This is a genomic window from Grimontia sp. SpTr1, from assembly GCF_947387585.1.
GTDB classification, from domain to species: domain Bacteria; phylum Pseudomonadota; class Gammaproteobacteria; order Enterobacterales; family Vibrionaceae; genus Enterovibrio; species Enterovibrio indicus.
Map to the genome: position 1 here is coordinate 1 of NZ_CANDOD010000035.1, position 15,727 is coordinate 15,727.

Genomic DNA, 15,727 nt, shown 5'->3' on the forward strand with positions numbered 1-15,727 from the left:
ACTGACGTGACCGGTACTATCGAACTGCCAGAAGGCGTTGAGATGGTAATGCCAGGCGACAACATCCAAATGGTTGTTGAGCTGATTGCACCAATCGCGATGGACGAAGGCCTGCGCTTCGCTATCCGTGAAGGTGGCCGTACCGTAGGTGCGGGTGTTGTTGCTAAGATCCTGGCTTAATTCTTATTAAGCTTTGATTAGCACAATGCTAGAAAAAGGACGCTTCGGCGTCCTTTTTCATTTCTGACGACCGCAGACATCTCCTTAGCATCACCTGCCTGTGATATTCCTTCAAAACTTGTCTTCGTTGTTTTCTTTTATTCTTCGCTAATCAATCGAAGAAACGAATTGGTAATGCTAACAATTCTCGTTTATATTGTTTATTAGATTAGTAGAGGAAGATACAAAGATGTACGTTTGTCTGTGCCATGGAATTTCTGATAAAACACTGAAAAAACTTGCTTATGAGCAAGGGGTTGATGATATCCGTGAAATCAGAAAATTGACGCCTCTTGGCTCGCAGTGTGGCAAATGTATACGTCCTGCGAAGGAAATCCTTCAAGAAGCAGCGTTAAATCCTCTCTACAAGAAAGTTGGCTAAGTGCCTCTTGTCTAATATCTGACATTGACCACACTTCATTCGGTTCTACTTTTAATAGATGCCGAAAATAGGAGTGCGCGATATGAAATCAGATCCAAAAATCATCCAACATCTCAACAAAATTCTGGGCAACGAACTTGTTGCCATCAATCAGTATTTCCTTCATGCCCGAATGTACAAGGACTGGGGATTGAAAGCGATTGCTGATAAAGAATACGAAGAGTCTATCGATGAGATGAAACATGCGGATGATTTGATAGAGCGTATCCTTTTCCTCGAAGGCATACCTAACCTGCAAGATCTGGGTAAATTGCGCATAGGTGAAGATACCAAAGAAATGCTAGAGTGCGATTTAGCGTTGGAAATGGATGCTATTCCTGATCTGCGTGATGCCATTGAATACGCAGAGAGTGTGCGTGATTATGTGTCGCGCGACCTGTTCCAGGATATTCTGGAAGAGGAAGAAGAACATGTTGATTGGCTGGAAACTCAGCTGGGACTTATCGATAAAGTAGGTATCCAGAATTACAATCAAGCGCAAATGATAGAATGTGATGACTCTTGAGCAAGATTTTGAATGAGGATAAAGGGAGCCCAAAAGAGGCTCCTTTTTTGTACCTACGCCAAAGCCAGAGACCGCAGTTTTACTCGCTTACCTTACGCCTGATTATTTTTTAAACGCCACTTGCAAAGCAAATTGTGATCTGTATAATGCCCGCACTGCCTGAGACATTTACTCTCAAGCGTGCAGTTGTGAACCAATGAGCACAGGAGGAAGACCCATCGTTGTAGGCTCAGCCTGATGAGGTCGGTAATGTATACTCCGCTTATGTTCGCAGTCATATGAAATGGCTGACAATGTACCAGATATTGGTACTACGGTTTCACATAAATCAATCGACATTCCCTTATCTAGATAAGGTTGAGTGGCGATATTGTTTGTGTAATTTTTTAATTTGGAGCTCTGTCTAATGCAGAACCAACGTATCCGTATCCGCCTGAAGGCTTTCGATCACCGTTTGATCGATCAGTCTACTGCGGAAATCGTTGAAACCGCTAAGCGCACTGGTGCGCAGGTGAAGGGTCCAATCCCTCTGCCAACTCGCAAAGAGCGCTTCACCGTTCTTATCTCTCCGCACGTAAACAAAGATGCACGTGACCAGTACGAAATCCGTACTCACAAGCGTCTGATCGACATCGTTGAGCCAACAGATAAAACTGTTGACGCTCTGATGCGTCTTGACCTTGCTGCGGGCGTTGATGTTCAAATCAGCCTGGGTTAAGAGGGGAGTTAATAATGATTGGTCTAGTCGGTCGTAAAGTGGGCATGACTCGCATCTTCACTGAAGAAGGCGTTTCTATCCCTGTAACCGTTGTAGAAGTAGAAACTAACCGTGTTACTCAGGTACGTACTCCTGAAGTAGATGGTTACTCTGCTATCCAAGTAACTTCAGGCGCTAAGAAAGCAAGCCGCGTAACTAAGCCAGAAGCTGGTCACTTTGCGAAAGCAGGTGTTGAAGCTGGCCGCGGTCTGTGGGAATTCCGTCTGGAAAACGGCGAAGATTTCGAAGTAGGCGCTGAGCTGAACGTAGATCTGTTCGCTGAAATCAAAAAAGTAGACGTTACTGGCACATCTAAAGGTAAGGGTTTCCAAGGCGCTGTTAAGCGTTGGAACTTCCGTACTCAAGATATGACCCACGGTAACTCCTTGTCTCACCGTGCTCCTGGTTCTATCGGTCAATGTCAGACTCCAGGTCGCGTATTCAAAGGCAAGAAAATGGCAGGTCACATGGGTGCAGAGCAGGTAACTACTCAAAACCTTGAGATCGTACGTGTTGACGCTGAGCGCAAACTGCTTCTTATCAAAGGTGCAGTACCAGGTGCGACTGGCAGCAACGTGATCGTTAAACCAGCCGTTAAAGCGTAACGTCGAGGAGATAGTAATGGAATTGGTAGTAAAAGGCGCTGACGCGCTGACTGTTTCCGAAACTACCTTCGGGCGTGAGTTCAACGAAGCTCTGGTTCACCAAGTAGTAGTTGCATACGCAGCTGGTGCCCGTCAAGGTACTCGTGCGCAAAAGACTCGTTCAGACGTATCAGGTGGCGGTGCTAAGCCATGGCGTCAGAAGGGTACTGGTCGCGCTCGTGCAGGTACAATCCGTAGCCCAATCTGGCGCTCGGGTGGTGTAACTTTCGCTGCGCGTCCTCAGGACCACAGCCAGAAAGTTAACAAGAAAATGTACCGTGGTGCTATTAAAAGCATCCTGTCTGAGCTGGTTCGTCAAGAGCGTCTGATCGTTGTTGATAACTTCTCAGTAGAAGCACCAAAAACTAAAGAGCTGATCGCTAAGCTGAAAGAGCTTGAGCTGTCTGAAGCTCTGATCGTAACTGCAGAAGTTGATGAGAACCTGTTCTTGGCAGCGCGCAACCTGTACAAGGTTGATGTTCGCGATGCAGCAGGCATCGACCCAGTTAGCCTGATCGCTTTCGACAAAGTAGTTATGACTGCAGCTGCAGTTAAGCAAGTTGAGGAGATGCTGGGATGATCACTGAAGAGCGTATCCTGAAAGTTCTGCGTGCTCCGCACATCTCTGAAAAAGCAACCATGGCTGCTGAAAACGGTAACACTATCGTTTTCAAAGTAGCGATGACTGCGACTAAGAGAGAGATCAAAGCAGCAGTTGAGAAACTGTTCGAAGTTGAAGTGAAGTCTGTAAATACTCTTATCACTAAGGGTAAGACCAAACGTCAAGGTATGCGCCAAGGCCGTCGTTCAGACGTGAAAAAAGCGTACGTTATCTTGAAAGAAGGTCAAGACATCGACTTCGCTGGCGGCGCTGAGTAAGACGGAGGAGTAACAGAAAATGGCAATTGTTAAATGTAAGCCTACTTCACCGGGTCGTCGTCACGTTGTTAAGATTGTAAACGCTGACCTGTACAAAGGTAAGCCTTACGCACCACTGCTGGAGAAAAACTCTAAGTCTGGTGGTCGTAACAACAACGGTCGTATCACTGTACGTCACATCGGTGGTGGTCATAAGCAACACTACCGTGTAATTGACTTCAAACGTACTAAAGACGGCATCCCAGCGAAAGTTGAGCGTCTGGAATACGATCCAAACCGTAGCGCGAACATCGCACTGGTTCTGTACGCAGACGGTGAGCGTCGTTACATCATTGCACCTAAAGGCCTGAAAGCTGGCGACCAGATCCAATCTGGTTCAGATGCTGCGATCAAAGTAGGCAACAGCCTGCCAATGCGCAACATCCCAGTAGGTTCTACAGTTCACAACGTTGAACTGAAGCCTGGTAAAGGTGCTCAGCTGGCTCGTTCAGCTGGTGCATACGCACAAATCGTAGCTCGCGATGGCGCATACGTAACTATTCGTCTGCGTTCTGGTGAGATGCGTAAAGTTCTTTCTGAAGGTCGTGCGACCATCGGTGAAGTTGGTAACGCAGAACACATGCTGCGTGAACTGGGTAAAGCAGGTGCTACTCGCTGGAAGGGCGTTCGTCCAACAGTACGTGGTGTTGCAATGAACCCAGTAGACCACCCACACGGTGGTGGTGAAGGTCGTACTTCGGGCGGTCGTCACCCAGTATCTCCTTGGGGTATGCCTACTAAAGGCTTCAAGACCCGTAAGAACAAACGTACCGACAAGTACATCGTACGTCGTCGTAACAAGTAATTTATATCAGAGGATAAGCCATGCCACGTTCTCTCAAGAAAGGTCCTTTTATTGACCTGCACTTGCTGAAGAAGGTAGAGAAAGCGGTGGAAAGCGGTGACAAGAAGCCTGTTAAGACTTGGTCCCGTCGTTCAATGATCATCCCTCAGATGATCGGTTTGACCATCGCTGTCCATAATGGTCGTCAGCACGTACCTGTTTTCATCACTGATGAGATGATCGGTCACAAGCTGGGCGAATTTGCACCAACACGTACTTATCGCGGCCACGCTGCAGATAAGAAAGCTAAGAAGCGTTAAGGAGTTAAGATATGGAAGCTATTGCTAAACATCGCTTTGCTCGTATTTCGCCTCAGAAAGCACGTTTGGTAGCAGACCAAGTGCGCGGTAAAAACGTTGCACAAGCAATTGAACTTCTGACTTTCAGCGACAAAAAAGCCGCTGACCTGATCAAGAAGGTGCTGGAGTCTGCAATTGCAAACGCTGAGCATAACGAAGGCGCAGACATCGATGATCTGTCTGTAGCAAAAATCTTCGTTGACGAAGGCCCAGTCATGAAGCGCATCATGCCTCGTGCAAAAGGCCGTGCCGATCGCATCTTGAAGCGTTCTAGCCACATCACTGTTGTTGTAGCAGACCGCTAAGAGACGAGGAGAGAAAGCAATGGGTCAAAAAGTACATCCTAATGGTATTCGTCTTGGCATCTGTAAGCCTTGGAATTCCACTTGGTTTGCTAACAGCCAAGATTTCGCTGACAACCTAGACGGCGACTTCAAGGTACGTCAGTTCCTGACTAAAGAACTGTCTAAAGCGTCTGTTTCTCGTATCGTTATCGAGCGTCCTGCGAAGAGCATCCGTGTGACTATCCACACTGCTCGCCCAGGCGTTGTTATCGGTAAGAAAGGCGAAGACGTAGAAAAACTGCGCGCTCGCGTTGCACAGCTGGCAGGTGTTCCTGCTCAAATCAACATCGCAGAAGTACGCAAGCCTGAGCTTGACGCACAACTGGTTGGTGACAGCATCGCGTCTCAGCTAGAGCGTCGTGTTATGTTCCGTCGCGCTATGAAGCGTGCGGTACAGAACGCAATGCGTCTGGGTGCCAAGGGTATCAAAGTGGAAGTAAGCGGCCGTCTTGGCGGTGCTGAAATCGCTCGTACCGAGTGGTACCGTGAAGGCCGTGTGCCACTGCACACTCTTCGTGCTGACATTGATTACGCAACTTCTTCGGCTCACACCACTTACGGTGTAATTGGTATTAAAGTTTGGATCTTCAAAGGTGAAGTTCTGGGCGGCATGCCAGTAGCAGAGCCACAGGCTGACAAGCCTAAGAAGCAGCGTAAAGGCCGTAAGTAAGGAGTCTATCGATGCTTCAACCAAAACGTACTAAGTTCCGCAAGACTCATAAGGGTCGTAACCGCGGTCTTGCTGCAGGTACTGACGTAAGCTTCGGTACCTTCGGCCTGAAAGCTGTTGGTCGTGGTCGTATCACTGCGCGTCAGATCGAAGCTGCACGTCGTGCTATGACTCGTCACATCAAGCGTCAGGGTCAAATCTGGATCCGTGTGTTCCCAGACAAGCCAATCACTACCAAACCTCTGGAAGTTCGTCAGGGTAAAGGTAAGGGTTCTGTGAGCTACTGGGTTGCACAAATCCAACCAGGTAAAGTCCTGTACGAGATGGATGGTGTTTCTGAAAGCCTTGCTCGCGAAGCATTCGAGCTGGCTTCTCGTAAACTACCTATCAAAACCACTTTCGTAACTAAGGCGGTGATGTGATGAAAGCACAAGAACTTCGCGAAAAGAGCGTAGAGCAGCTGAATGAAGAACTGCTGGGTCTGCTGCGTGAGCAATTCAACCTGCGCATGCAAGCGGCTACTGGTCAACTTCAGCAAACTCACACTCTGAAGAACGTTCGTCGCGATATCGCACGTGTTAAAACCGTTCTGAACCAGAAGGGCAACGCATAATGAGCGACAAAATCCGTACTCAACAAGGTCGTGTAATTAGCGACAAGATGGATAAATCTATCGTTGTTGCTATCGAACGCCAGGTGAAACACCCAATCTACGGTAAATTCATCAAGCGTACGACCAAACTGCACGTTCATGACGAAAACAACGAGTGCGCACAAGGCGATACCGTTGAGATCCGTGAGTGCCGTCCACTGTCTAAGACTAAGTCTTGGACTCTGGTACGCGTAGTTGAGAAAGCACGCCTGTAAGGCAAGCTTTCCAGCGATAAAAAACAAAGCGGCTCCCTTTTCGGAGCCGTTTATTTTTTATCTACCCATCTTCAAAAAATAGTGTTATTATTCGCCGCCCTTGTAATGAGGCAGCCCGACCCGAGATGGGTCTAGATGTAATAACAGCGGAGCACTAACAATGATCCAAATGCAAAGTATGCTGGATGCAGCCGATAACTCCGGCGCTCGCAGCGTAATGTGTATTAAGGTGCTGGGTGGTTCACACCGTCGCTACGCCCATATCGGCGACGTCATCAAAGTTACCGTTAAAGATGCAATCCCACGCGGTAAAGTTAAAAAAGGTGATGTCCTGAAGGCGGTTGTAGTTCGCACCCGTAAAGGCGTTCGTCGTCCAGATGGCTCTGTCATTCGCTTCGACCGTAATGCTTGTGTATTGTTGAACAACACTACTGAGCAACCAGTCGGTACCCGTATCTTTGGTCCTGTGACACGCGAACTTCGTGGCGATAAGTTCATGAAGATTGTGTCTCTGGCGCCAGAAGTTCTGTAAGGAGCGGTTAAAATGGCAGCTAAAATCCGTCGTAACGACGAAGTTATCGTTCTTGCCGGTAAAGACAAAGGCAAGAAAGGTAAAGTAAGTAAGGTTCTGACCACTGGTAAAGTTATCGTTGAAGGTATCAACCTGGTTAAGAAACACCAGAAGCCTGTTCCGGCTCTGGGCATCCAAGGCGGCATCGTAGAAAAAGAAGCTGCAGTGGACGTTTCTAACGTTGCTATCTACAACGCGGCAACTGGTAAAGCAGACCGTGTAGGCTTCCGATTCGAAGACGGCAAAAAAGTTCGTTTCTTCAAATCGAATGGCGAAATTATTTAAGTAATTCTGGAGTAGTACACTATGGCGAAACTGCATGATTACTACAAAGAGACTGTTGTAAAAGAACTGGCTGAAAAGTTCGAATACAAGAGTATCATGCAAGTCCCAAGGATCGAAAAGATCACCCTGAACATGGGTGTGGGCGAAGCAATCAACGACAAGAAACTGCTTGAGAACGCAGCATCTGACCTGGCATCAATCACAGGTCAAAAGCCGCTGATCACTAAAGCACGTAAGTCTGTTGCTGGCTTCAAGATCCGTGAGGGCTACCCAATTGGCTGTAAAGTAACCCTGCGTGGCGAGCGTATGTGGGAATTCCTAGAGCGTCTGATTTCAATCGCTCTTCCACGTGTGCGTGACTTCCGTGGCGTTAGCTCGAAATCTTTCGACGGTCGCGGTAACTATAGCATGGGCGTTCGTGAGCAAATCATCTTCCCAGAGATCGACTACGACAAAGTAGATCGTATCCGTGGTCTTGATATTACTATCACTACCACAGCGGCGACTGATGAGGAAGGTCAAGCTCTGCTGGCTGCCTTTAACTTCCCATTCCGTAAGTAAGGTGAAGGGTTACTGTAATGGCTAAGCAATCAATGAAAGCGCGCGAAGTAAAACGCGCGAAGCTGGTAGCAAAGTTCGCTGAGAAGCGTGCTGCACTGAAAGCTATCATCAAAAACGTTAACGCGTCTGAAGAAGAGCGTTGGGATGCAGTCCTGAAGCTTCAAACTCTACCGCGTGATTCTGCTAAGTCTCGTCAGCGTAACCGCTGTAACCAGACTGGTCGTCCACATGGCTACCTGCGCAAATTCGGTCTGAGCCGAATCAAGGTTCGTGAAGCTTGCATGAAAGGCGAGATTCCGGGTCTGCGTAAGGCGAGCTGGTAATTGAATCACGGGAGTAAAGACTTATGAGCATGCAAGATCCGATTTCGGATATGCTGACCCGCATCCGCAACGGTCAGGCAGCAACTAAAGTTGCTGTTAAGATGCCTTCGTCAAAGCTGAAAGTGGCAATTGCTGAGCTGCTGAAAGCTGAAGGTTATGTGGCTGACTACGCTATTTCTGGCGAAGTTAAGCCTGAGCTGGAAGTTACTCTGAAGTACTTCGAAGCTAAACCAGTTATCGAGCAAATCCAACGTGTAAGCCGTCCAGGTCTGCGCATCTATAAGAAAAAAGATGAGCTGCCTTCTGTAATGGGTGGTCTGGGTATTGCTGTAGTATCAACTTCTAAAGGTTTGATGACCGACCGTGCAGCTCGCAAAGCGGGTCTGGGCGGCGAAATCATCTGCTACGTAGCGTAAGGAGTAGGAAATGTCTCGTGTTGCAAAAGCACCCGTAGTAATTCCTGCCGGCGTAGAGGTGAAACTGAACGGTCAGGAAATCACTGTTAAAGGTAGCAAGGGTGAACTGACCCGCGTTATCAACGACGCAGTGGAACTAAGCCAAGAAGACAACGCTGTGAAGTTCGCGCCACGCGAAGGTATTGCTAAAGCTAACGCTCAAGCAGGTACCGCACGTGCACTGGTGAACAACATGGTTGTTGGTGTTACTGAAGGCTATACCAAGAAACTGATCCTGAAAGGTGTTGGTTATCGTGCAGCAATGAAAGGTAACTCAGTCGCTCTGACTCTGGGTTTCTCTCACCCTGTTGAACATGAACTGCCTGCAGGTATCAAAGCAGAATGCCCAAGCCAAACTGAAATTGTTTTGACTGGTACAGACAAACAATTGGTTGGTCAAGTAGCTGCTGACATCCGCGCATACCGTCAGCCTGAGCCTTACAAAGGTAAAGGTGTTCGTTACGCTGACGAAGTTGTGCGTACTAAAGAAGCTAAGAAGAAGTAAGGTAACACTATGGATAAGAAAATTGCTCGTATCCGTCGTGCGACCCGAGCGCGTCGCAAGATTGCTGAACTGGGTGCGACTCGCCTAGTGGTACACCGTACTCCACGTCATGTGTACGCACAGGTTATCGCGGCAAATGGCTCCGAAGTAATCGCAGCTGCTTCTACCGTAGAAAAAGCGATCCGTGAGCAAGTGAAGAGCACCGGTAATAAAGAAGCCGCAGCAGCAGTAGGTAAAGCTATTGCTGAGCGTGCGAAGGAAAAAGGCATCGAATCTGTTGCTTTTGACCGTTCCGGTTTCCAATACCACGGCCGTGTGGCTGCACTGGCAGATGCTGCCCGTGAAGCTGGTCTGAAATTCTAAGGTAGGCGGAAAGATGGCTAACGATAAACAACAAAGTGATTTGCATGAGAAGCTGATTGCTGTTAACCGTGTTTCTAAGACGGTTAAAGGTGGTCGCATCTTCAGCTTCACCGCTCTGACTGTAGTTGGTGATGGCAATGGTCGTGTAGGTTTCGGTTACGGCAAAGCCCGTGAAGTACCTGCAGCGATCCAAAAATCAATGGAAAAAGCGCGCCGTAACATGGTTACTGTTGCGCTGAACGAAGGTACTCTTCACCACGCTGTTAAAGGCCGCCACACTGGTTCTAAAGTGTACATGCAGCCTGCATCAGAAGGTACGGGTATCATCGCAGGTGGTGCGATGCGTGCGGTTCTGGAAGTTGCGGGTGTTCGTAACGTTCTGGCAAAAGCATACGGTTCTACTAACCCAATCAACATCGTTCGTGCAACGATCGATGGCCTGGGTGGTATGAAGTCTCCAGAAATGGTAGCTGCTAAGCGCGGTCTGCCAGTTAACGAAATTCTGGGGTAATTCGACATGGCTAAAACTATCAAAGTAACTCAGACTCGTAGCTCAATCGGTCGTTTGCCGAAACATAAAGCTACCCTGCGTGGCTTGGGCCTACGTCGCATCAACCACACTGTTGAACTTGAAGATACTGCTTGCGTACGCGGCATGATCAATCAAGTTTACTACATGGTTAAAGTGGAGGAGTAATCACAATGCGTCTGAATACTCTATCTCCGGCTGCGGGTTCAAAGCCTTCTAAGAAGCGCGTTGGCCGTGGTATCGGTTCAGGCCTGGGCAAAACTGGTGGCCGTGGTCACAAAGGTCAGAAATCACGTTCAGGTGGTTCTGTACGCCCAGGTTTCGAAGGCGGTCAAATGCCTTTGAAACAGCGTCTGCCAAAATTTGGTTTTACTTCTCGCAAGAGCCTGACTGCTGCTGAAGTTCGCCTGAGCGAACTAGCTAAAGTTGAAGGTGACGTAGTAAGCCTTGAGACACTGAAAGCTGCAAACGTAATCACTAAAGACATCCGTACGGCGAAAATCGTACTGTCTGGTGAGATTGCACGCTCAGTGACTGTAAAAGGTCTTCGCGTTACTAAAGGCGCTCAAGCTGCAATCGAAGCTGCTGGCGGTAAAATCGAGGAATAATTAGCTCGAGGACGAGGTACAGATGGCAAAACAACCAGGACAAAATTTTAGTAGTGCAAAAGGTGGACTTGCGGAGCTGAAAAGCCGTCTACTCTTTGTGGTAGGTGCGTTGCTCGTATTCCGCGCCGGTTCTTTTGTGCCAATTCCTGGTATTGACGCTGCTGTACTTGCCGATCTGTTCGAACAGCAACAAGGTACCATCATTGAACTGTTTAACATGTTCTCTGGTGGTGCTCTTGAGCGTGCTTCTATCCTGGCACTGGGTATCATGCCGTATATTTCGGCATCGATTATTGTCCAACTGCTTACGGTAGTTCATCCAGCTTTGGCTGAGTTGAAGAAAGAAGGGGAGTCTGGCCGTCGTAAGATCAGTCAGTACACCCGCTACGGCACGCTGGTATTGGCAACCTTCCAAGCGATTGGTATCGCTACAGGCTTGCCAAGTATGATTCCGGGTCTGGTGGTAACTCCAGGCCTTGGCTTCTACTTTACTGCTGTTGTGAGCTTGGTCACTGGCACCATGTTCCTGATGTGGTTAGGTGAACAGATCACTGAGCGTGGTATCGGTAACGGTATATCCCTGATTATTTTCGCGGGTATCGTTGCAGGATTGCCATCCGCTATCGGACAAACAGCCGAGCAAGCGCGTCAAGGTGAATTGCACGTGCTTCTTCTTCTGTTGATTGCGGTAATTGCATTCGCAGTAATTGCGTTCGTAGTGTTTGTAGAGCGTGGTCAACGTCGAATCGTTGTTAACTACGCGAAGCGTCAGCAAGGCCGTCGTGTCTTCGCTGCGCAAAGCACACACCTGCCATTGAAACTAAATATGGCCGGCGTAATTCCAGCGATTTTTGCATCAAGTATTATCCTGTTCCCAGGCACACTGGCTCAATGGTTTGGTCAGAGTGAACAGTTGGGCTGGTTGGCGGATGTGTCATTGGCACTGAGCCCTGGTCAACCACTGTATGTAATCCTTTATGCTGCTGCGATTATCTTCTTCTGTTTCTTCTACACGGCGTTGGTTTTCAACCCGCGTGAGACAGCAGACAATCTGAAGAAGTCTGGTGCATTCGTACCTGGTATTCGCCCGGGCGAGCAGACTGCGAAGTACATAGATAAAGTGATGACTCGACTGACATTAGCAGGCGCGTTGTATATCACCTTTATCTGTCTGATCCCCGAGTTCATGATGATTGCTTGGAACGTACGCTTCTATTTTGGCGGAACTTCCCTACTTATCGTAGTCGTAGTAATCATGGACTTTATGGCTCAAGTTCAGACACATCTGATGTCTCAACAATATGAGTCCGTGTTGAAGAAAGCCAATCTGAAAGGCTACGGCCGCTAACAGATTGACATTTACGGAGTTTAGCAATGAAAGTTCGTGCTTCCGTTAAGAAAATCTGCCGTAACTGTAAAGTTATCAAGCGTAACGGTGTTGTTCGCGTGATTTGCAGTGAGCCAAAGCACAAGCAGCGCCAAGGCTAATAGCAGAATATTTTTCTTGCAAAATTTAGGCAGGCTGGCTACATTAGCCAGCCCACCTTTTGTGTGTGCAAAAGAAGTGGTATAGCCGCTGCGTATCCTAAACGGGCTCTGCAGCGGTTCTTCTTGATAAAGTACTAGGAGTGAATAGTGGCCCGTATTGCAGGCATTAACATTCCTGATCAGAAGCATGCTGTAATCGCACTGACTGCGATCTACGGTATCGGTAAAACCCGTTCAAAAGCTATCCTAGCTGAGACTGGTATTGCTGAAAGCACTAAGATCAGTGAACTAACTGAAGAGCAGATCGATCTACTGCGTGATGGCGTTGCCAAGTACACTGTAGAAGGTGATCTACGTCGTGAAGTTTCCATGAACATCAAGCGTCTGATGGACCTTGGTTGTTACCGCGGTTTGCGTCATCGTCGCAGCTTGCCACTACGTGGCCAGCGTACGAAGACCAATGCTCGTACCCGTAAGGGTCCGCGCAAGCCGATCAAGAAATAATCGGGGTAGGTAAAGTACTATGGCTAAACAACCAAATCGCGCACGTAAACGCGTACGCAAGCAAGTTGCTGACGGCGTAGCGCACATCCATGCGTCTTTCAACAACACAATCGTAACCATTACTGACCGTCAAGGTAACGCTCTAGCATGGGCTACTGCAGGTGGTTCTGGTTTCCGTGGTTCTCGTAAATCAACTCCGTTCGCTGCACAGGTTGCTGCTGAGCGTTGTGGTGAGATGGCTAAAGAATATGGCCTGAAGAACCTGGAAGTTATGGTTAAGGGCCCAGGTCCAGGTCGTGAATCTACTATTCGCGCACTGAACGCGGCTGGTTTCCGTATCACTAACATTGTTGATGCGACTCCAATCCCACATAACGGTTGTCGTCCACCTAAGAAACGTCGCGTATAACGCTGTTTCTTAGAATTCTGGAGAAAGATCATGGCAAGATATTTGGGTCCTAAGCTGAAGCTTAGCCGTCGCGAAGGTACTGACTTGTTCCTGAAGTCAGGCGTACGCGCGATTGATACCAAGTGTAAAATTGATAACGCCCCAGGCGTACACGGCGCACGTCGCGGCCGTTTGTCTGACTATGGCGTTCAGCTTCGTGAGAAGCAAAAAGTTCGTCGTATCTACGGCGTTCTGGAAAAACAATTCCGTAACTACTACAAAGAAGCTGCTCGCATCAAAGGCAACACAGGTGAAAACCTGCTGCAACTTCTTGAAGGTCGTCTAGATAACGTAGTTTACCGCATGGGCTTCGGCGCAACTCGCGCAGAATCACGTCAGCTGGTAAGCCACAAAGCGATCCTGGTAAACGGTAAAGTGGTTAACGTTCCTTCTTTCAAGGTAACGGCCAACGACGTTGTTAGCATTCGCGAGAAAGCTAAGAACCAAGCACGCATCAAAGCAGCTCTTGAAATTGCTGCTCAGCGCGAGCTGCCAACTTGGATCGAAGTAGACAGCAACAAAATGGAAGGCACTTTCAAGCGCCTGCCAGAGCGTTCAGATTTGTCTGCTGACATCAACGAACACCTGATCGTCGAGCTTTACTCTAAGTAAGGCTAAACTAAAGAGAGGACACAATGCAGGGTTCTGTAACAGAATTTCTTAAGCCGCGTCTGGTTGACATCGAACAAGTTAGCTCGACGCACGCAAAAGTAACTCTTGAGCCGCTAGAGCGTGGCTTTGGTCACACCCTAGGTAATGCTCTACGTCGCATCCTACTGTCGTCTATGCCTGGTTGTGCAGTGACAGAAGTAGAAATTGACGGCGTGTTGCACGAGTACAGCACCAAAGAGGGCGTACAGGAAGATATCCTGGAAATCCTGCTTAACCTTAAAGGCCTTGCCGTTAAGGTAGAGGGTAAAGATGAAGTTATCCTAACCCTGAATAAGTCTGGTGCAGGCCCTGTTGTTGCAGGCGACATCACCCACGACGGTGGTGTTGAGATTGCGAACCCAGAACACGTAATCTGCCACCTGACAGATTCAAATGCTGAAATCAGCATGCGAATCAAGGTAGAACGTGGTCGCGGCTACGTACCAGCGTCAGCGCGTATTCACACTGAAGAAGACGAGCGTCCAATCGGCCGTCTGCTTGTAGATGCAACGTTCAGCCCAGTAGACCGTATTGCTTACAATGTTGAAGCAGCACGTGTTGAACAGCGTACCGACCTCGACAAGCTGGTTATCGATATGGAGACTAACGGTACTCTTGATCCTGAGGAAGCTATCCGTCGTGCAGCAACTATTCTTGCTGAGCAACTGGACGCGTTCGTAGATCTGCGTGATGTACGAGTTCCTGAAGAGAAAGAAGAGAAGCCAGAGTTCGATCCGATCCTACTGCGTCCTGTAGACGATCTTGAACTAACTGTTCGCTCTGCTAACTGTTTGAAAGCAGAAGCGATCCACTACATCGGTGATCTGGTACAGCGTACTGAGGTTGAGCTTCTTAAGACGCCAAACCTTGGTAAGAAGTCTTTGACTGAAATTAAAGACGTGCTGGCTTCACGTGGTCTGTCTCTGGGTATGCGCCTGGAAAACTGGCCGCCAGCATCAATCGCTGAAGATTAATCAGATTCTGATTACTTAGTTAGAAGGATTAGGTCATGCGCCATCGTAAGAGTGGTCGTCAACTCAATCGCAACAGCAGCCATCGCAAAGCGATGTTCAGCAACATGGCTAGCTCGCTGGTAACTCACGAAGTTATCAAAACTACTCTGCCTAAGGCAAAAGAGCTGCGTCGCGTAATTGAGCCATTGATTACCCTAGCAAAGAACGACAGTGTTGCTAACCGTCGTCTTGCATTCGCTCGTACTCGTAACGACGAAGTTGTAGCGAAGCTGTTCAACGAACTGGGTCCACGTTTTGCCTCTCGTGCAGGCGGTTACACTCGCATTCTGAAATGCGGTGTACGTGCCGGCGATAAAGCCCCTATGGCTTACATCGAGTTGGTAGATCGTCCAGAGACAGCTGCAGAAGAAGCAGCTGAGTAATCTCTCGGTTCGTTCAAATAAGAAGCCAGGCTTTTAGCCTGGCTTTTTATTTATCTACTCATTCATAAAACAGCCTACGCCCCGTTTCTTTCTCTATAACTCTTGACGTCAAGGCTTCAGTTAAACAGTCTTTCTACTTCTACTTCTACTTCTACTTCTACTTCTACTTCTACTTCTACTTCTACTTCTACTTCTACTTCTACTTCTACTTCTACTTCTACTTCTACTTCTACTTCTACTTATCTAATGACTGAACTGAATCTCTAACGGATCTGAATTCATTGATTGGCTCAGTTAGTGAATAAGCAATATTGCAAACGTCAAATATGTGTGGGGAGATTGAAACGGCTATTACGTGGTGCACAACACACTTATACACAGCCTTTTGTGTGTTTGGTGTGAGTAAAATGTGTGGAAATAAGGCTTTCGAGTAAAATGTAGGCAAGTGAAGCGATTTTCATAAAAAACCTCAAAAAAGCCCTTGCCAGAATTTCAGACCTCCCTATAATGCCGCCTCACCGACACGGAGAG

At 48.1% G+C, this 15,727-nt stretch carries 31 protein-coding genes; all 31 read left to right on the plus strand.

The features are described from left to right. Positions 1-180 (plus strand): elongation factor Tu (locus tag QL223_RS25440; RefSeq protein ID WP_281546334.1); only part of this gene is annotated, 180 nt, incomplete at its 5' end. A 229-nt stretch (positions 181-409) separates the two neighbouring features. Next, positions 410-601: a bacterioferritin-associated ferredoxin gene (locus QL223_RS25445; RefSeq protein ID WP_002541409.1), complete on the plus strand. Its 192-nt coding sequence runs from the start codon at positions 410-412 to the stop codon at positions 599-601. A gap of 82 nt (positions 602-683) precedes the next feature. Next, a complete protein-coding gene (gene bfr / locus QL223_RS25450; protein ID WP_002541410.1) occupies positions 684-1,166 on the plus strand; it encodes a bacterioferritin in 483 nt (160 codons plus the stop codon). 406 nt (positions 1,167-1,572) lie between these two features. Next, the gene (gene rpsJ, locus QL223_RS25455; protein WP_002541412.1) at positions 1,573-1,884 is read left to right on the plus strand and encodes a 30S ribosomal protein S10; all 312 of its coding nucleotides are present in this window, start codon (positions 1,573-1,575) and stop codon (positions 1,882-1,884) included. Positions 1,885-1,898: 14 nt separating this feature from the next. Next, positions 1,899-2,528: a 50S ribosomal protein L3 gene (rplC, locus tag QL223_RS25460; protein WP_002541413.1), complete on the plus strand. Its 630-nt coding sequence runs from the start codon at positions 1,899-1,901 to the stop codon at positions 2,526-2,528. A 16-nt stretch (positions 2,529-2,544) separates the two neighbouring features. After that, positions 2,545-3,147 (plus strand): 50S ribosomal protein L4, encoded by a 603-nt coding sequence (gene rplD, locus QL223_RS25465; RefSeq protein ID WP_002541414.1) that lies wholly within the window; start codon positions 2,545-2,547, stop codon positions 3,145-3,147. Continuing rightward, positions 3,144-3,446, plus strand: a complete 303-nt coding sequence (rplW, locus tag QL223_RS25470) for a 50S ribosomal protein L23 (RefSeq protein WP_002541415.1) — start codon at positions 3,144-3,146, stop codon at positions 3,444-3,446. The genes rplD and rplW overlap by 4 nt, the downstream gene beginning before the upstream one ends. A gap of 19 nt (positions 3,447-3,465) precedes the next feature. Then, positions 3,466-4,290, plus strand: a complete 825-nt coding sequence (gene rplB / locus QL223_RS25475) for a 50S ribosomal protein L2 (RefSeq protein ID WP_002541416.1) — start codon at positions 3,466-3,468, stop codon at positions 4,288-4,290. Between the two features lie 20 nt (positions 4,291-4,310). Continuing rightward, positions 4,311-4,589 carry a 30S ribosomal protein S19 gene (gene rpsS, locus QL223_RS25480; protein WP_002541417.1) on the plus strand — a complete coding sequence of 93 codons (279 nt, stop codon included), beginning with the start codon at positions 4,311-4,313 and terminating at the stop codon, positions 4,587-4,589. Between the two features lie 11 nt (positions 4,590-4,600). Next, on the plus strand, positions 4,601-4,933 hold the full coding sequence (rplV, locus tag QL223_RS25485; protein WP_002541418.1) for a 50S ribosomal protein L22: 333 nt from the start codon (positions 4,601-4,603) through the stop codon (positions 4,931-4,933). A 19-nt stretch (positions 4,934-4,952) separates the two neighbouring features. Beyond that, entirely contained in the window at positions 4,953-5,642 is a 690-nt protein-coding gene (gene rpsC / locus QL223_RS25490) for a 30S ribosomal protein S3 (RefSeq protein ID WP_002541419.1), read from the plus strand. 11 nt (positions 5,643-5,653) lie between these two features. Beyond that, positions 5,654-6,064 carry a 50S ribosomal protein L16 gene (gene rplP, locus QL223_RS25495; RefSeq protein ID WP_002541420.1) on the plus strand — a complete coding sequence of 137 codons (411 nt, stop codon included), beginning with the start codon at positions 5,654-5,656 and terminating at the stop codon, positions 6,062-6,064. Continuing rightward, positions 6,064-6,255: a 50S ribosomal protein L29 gene (rpmC, locus tag QL223_RS25500; protein ID WP_002541421.1), complete on the plus strand. Its 192-nt coding sequence runs from the start codon at positions 6,064-6,066 to the stop codon at positions 6,253-6,255. The genes rplP and rpmC overlap by 1 nt, the downstream gene beginning before the upstream one ends. Continuing rightward, positions 6,255-6,509, plus strand: coding sequence for a 30S ribosomal protein S17 (gene rpsQ, locus QL223_RS25505; protein ID WP_165018796.1), 255 nt, complete (start codon positions 6,255-6,257; stop codon positions 6,507-6,509). Before rpmC ends, rpsQ begins: the two co-directional genes overlap by 1 nt. A gap of 160 nt (positions 6,510-6,669) precedes the next feature. Then, a complete protein-coding gene (gene rplN / locus QL223_RS25510) occupies positions 6,670-7,041 on the plus strand; it encodes a 50S ribosomal protein L14 (protein WP_002541423.1) in 372 nt (123 codons plus the stop codon). A 12-nt stretch (positions 7,042-7,053) separates the two neighbouring features. Continuing rightward, complete coding sequence (gene rplX / locus QL223_RS25515; protein WP_002541424.1) at positions 7,054-7,365, plus strand: 50S ribosomal protein L24; 312 nt, start codon at positions 7,054-7,056, stop codon at positions 7,363-7,365. A gap of 21 nt (positions 7,366-7,386) precedes the next feature. Continuing rightward, a complete protein-coding gene (gene rplE, locus QL223_RS25520; protein ID WP_002541425.1) occupies positions 7,387-7,926 on the plus strand; it encodes a 50S ribosomal protein L5 in 540 nt (179 codons plus the stop codon). A gap of 17 nt (positions 7,927-7,943) precedes the next feature. Further along, positions 7,944-8,249 carry a 30S ribosomal protein S14 gene (rpsN, locus tag QL223_RS25525; protein WP_002541426.1) on the plus strand — a complete coding sequence of 102 codons (306 nt, stop codon included), beginning with the start codon at positions 7,944-7,946 and terminating at the stop codon, positions 8,247-8,249. Positions 8,250-8,272: 23 nt separating this feature from the next. Further along, positions 8,273-8,665, plus strand: coding sequence for a 30S ribosomal protein S8 (gene rpsH, locus QL223_RS25530; protein WP_062667944.1), 393 nt, complete (start codon positions 8,273-8,275; stop codon positions 8,663-8,665). Between the two features lie 10 nt (positions 8,666-8,675). Beyond that, on the plus strand, positions 8,676-9,209 hold the full coding sequence (gene rplF, locus QL223_RS25535) for a 50S ribosomal protein L6 (RefSeq protein WP_002541428.1): 534 nt from the start codon (positions 8,676-8,678) through the stop codon (positions 9,207-9,209). 9 nt (positions 9,210-9,218) lie between these two features. Next, complete coding sequence (gene rplR, locus QL223_RS25540; protein ID WP_002541429.1) at positions 9,219-9,572, plus strand: 50S ribosomal protein L18; 354 nt, start codon at positions 9,219-9,221, stop codon at positions 9,570-9,572. Positions 9,573-9,585: 13 nt separating this feature from the next. Beyond that, on the plus strand, positions 9,586-10,083 hold the full coding sequence (gene rpsE, locus QL223_RS25545) for a 30S ribosomal protein S5 (RefSeq protein WP_002541430.1): 498 nt from the start codon (positions 9,586-9,588) through the stop codon (positions 10,081-10,083). 6 nt (positions 10,084-10,089) lie between these two features. After that, positions 10,090-10,269, plus strand: coding sequence for a 50S ribosomal protein L30 (gene rpmD / locus QL223_RS25550; RefSeq protein ID WP_002541431.1), 180 nt, complete (start codon positions 10,090-10,092; stop codon positions 10,267-10,269). A 5-nt stretch (positions 10,270-10,274) separates the two neighbouring features. Next, complete coding sequence (rplO, locus tag QL223_RS25555) at positions 10,275-10,709, plus strand: 50S ribosomal protein L15 (RefSeq protein ID WP_002541432.1); 435 nt, start codon at positions 10,275-10,277, stop codon at positions 10,707-10,709. Between the two features lie 22 nt (positions 10,710-10,731). Continuing rightward, positions 10,732-12,057 (plus strand): preprotein translocase subunit SecY, encoded by a 1,326-nt coding sequence (gene secY, locus QL223_RS25560; RefSeq protein ID WP_002541433.1) that lies wholly within the window; start codon positions 10,732-10,734, stop codon positions 12,055-12,057. A gap of 26 nt (positions 12,058-12,083) precedes the next feature. Continuing rightward, the gene (rpmJ, locus tag QL223_RS25565; RefSeq protein ID WP_000868186.1) at positions 12,084-12,197 is read left to right on the plus strand and encodes a 50S ribosomal protein L36; all 114 of its coding nucleotides are present in this window, start codon (positions 12,084-12,086) and stop codon (positions 12,195-12,197) included. Between the two features lie 147 nt (positions 12,198-12,344). Further along, on the plus strand, positions 12,345-12,701 hold the full coding sequence (gene rpsM, locus QL223_RS25570; protein ID WP_002541533.1) for a 30S ribosomal protein S13: 357 nt from the start codon (positions 12,345-12,347) through the stop codon (positions 12,699-12,701). A gap of 19 nt (positions 12,702-12,720) precedes the next feature. After that, positions 12,721-13,110, plus strand: a complete 390-nt coding sequence (rpsK, locus tag QL223_RS25575) for a 30S ribosomal protein S11 (RefSeq protein WP_002541534.1) — start codon at positions 12,721-12,723, stop codon at positions 13,108-13,110. A 30-nt stretch (positions 13,111-13,140) separates the two neighbouring features. Beyond that, positions 13,141-13,761 carry a 30S ribosomal protein S4 gene (rpsD, locus tag QL223_RS25580; RefSeq protein WP_002541535.1) on the plus strand — a complete coding sequence of 207 codons (621 nt, stop codon included), beginning with the start codon at positions 13,141-13,143 and terminating at the stop codon, positions 13,759-13,761. A 23-nt stretch (positions 13,762-13,784) separates the two neighbouring features. After that, the gene (gene rpoA, locus QL223_RS25585) at positions 13,785-14,774 is read left to right on the plus strand and encodes a DNA-directed RNA polymerase subunit alpha (protein ID WP_002541536.1); all 990 of its coding nucleotides are present in this window, start codon (positions 13,785-13,787) and stop codon (positions 14,772-14,774) included. A gap of 35 nt (positions 14,775-14,809) precedes the next feature. Further along, positions 14,810-15,196 (plus strand): 50S ribosomal protein L17, encoded by a 387-nt coding sequence (gene rplQ / locus QL223_RS25590; RefSeq protein WP_002541538.1) that lies wholly within the window; start codon positions 14,810-14,812, stop codon positions 15,194-15,196. Positions 15,197-15,727: the final 531 nt, after the last annotated feature.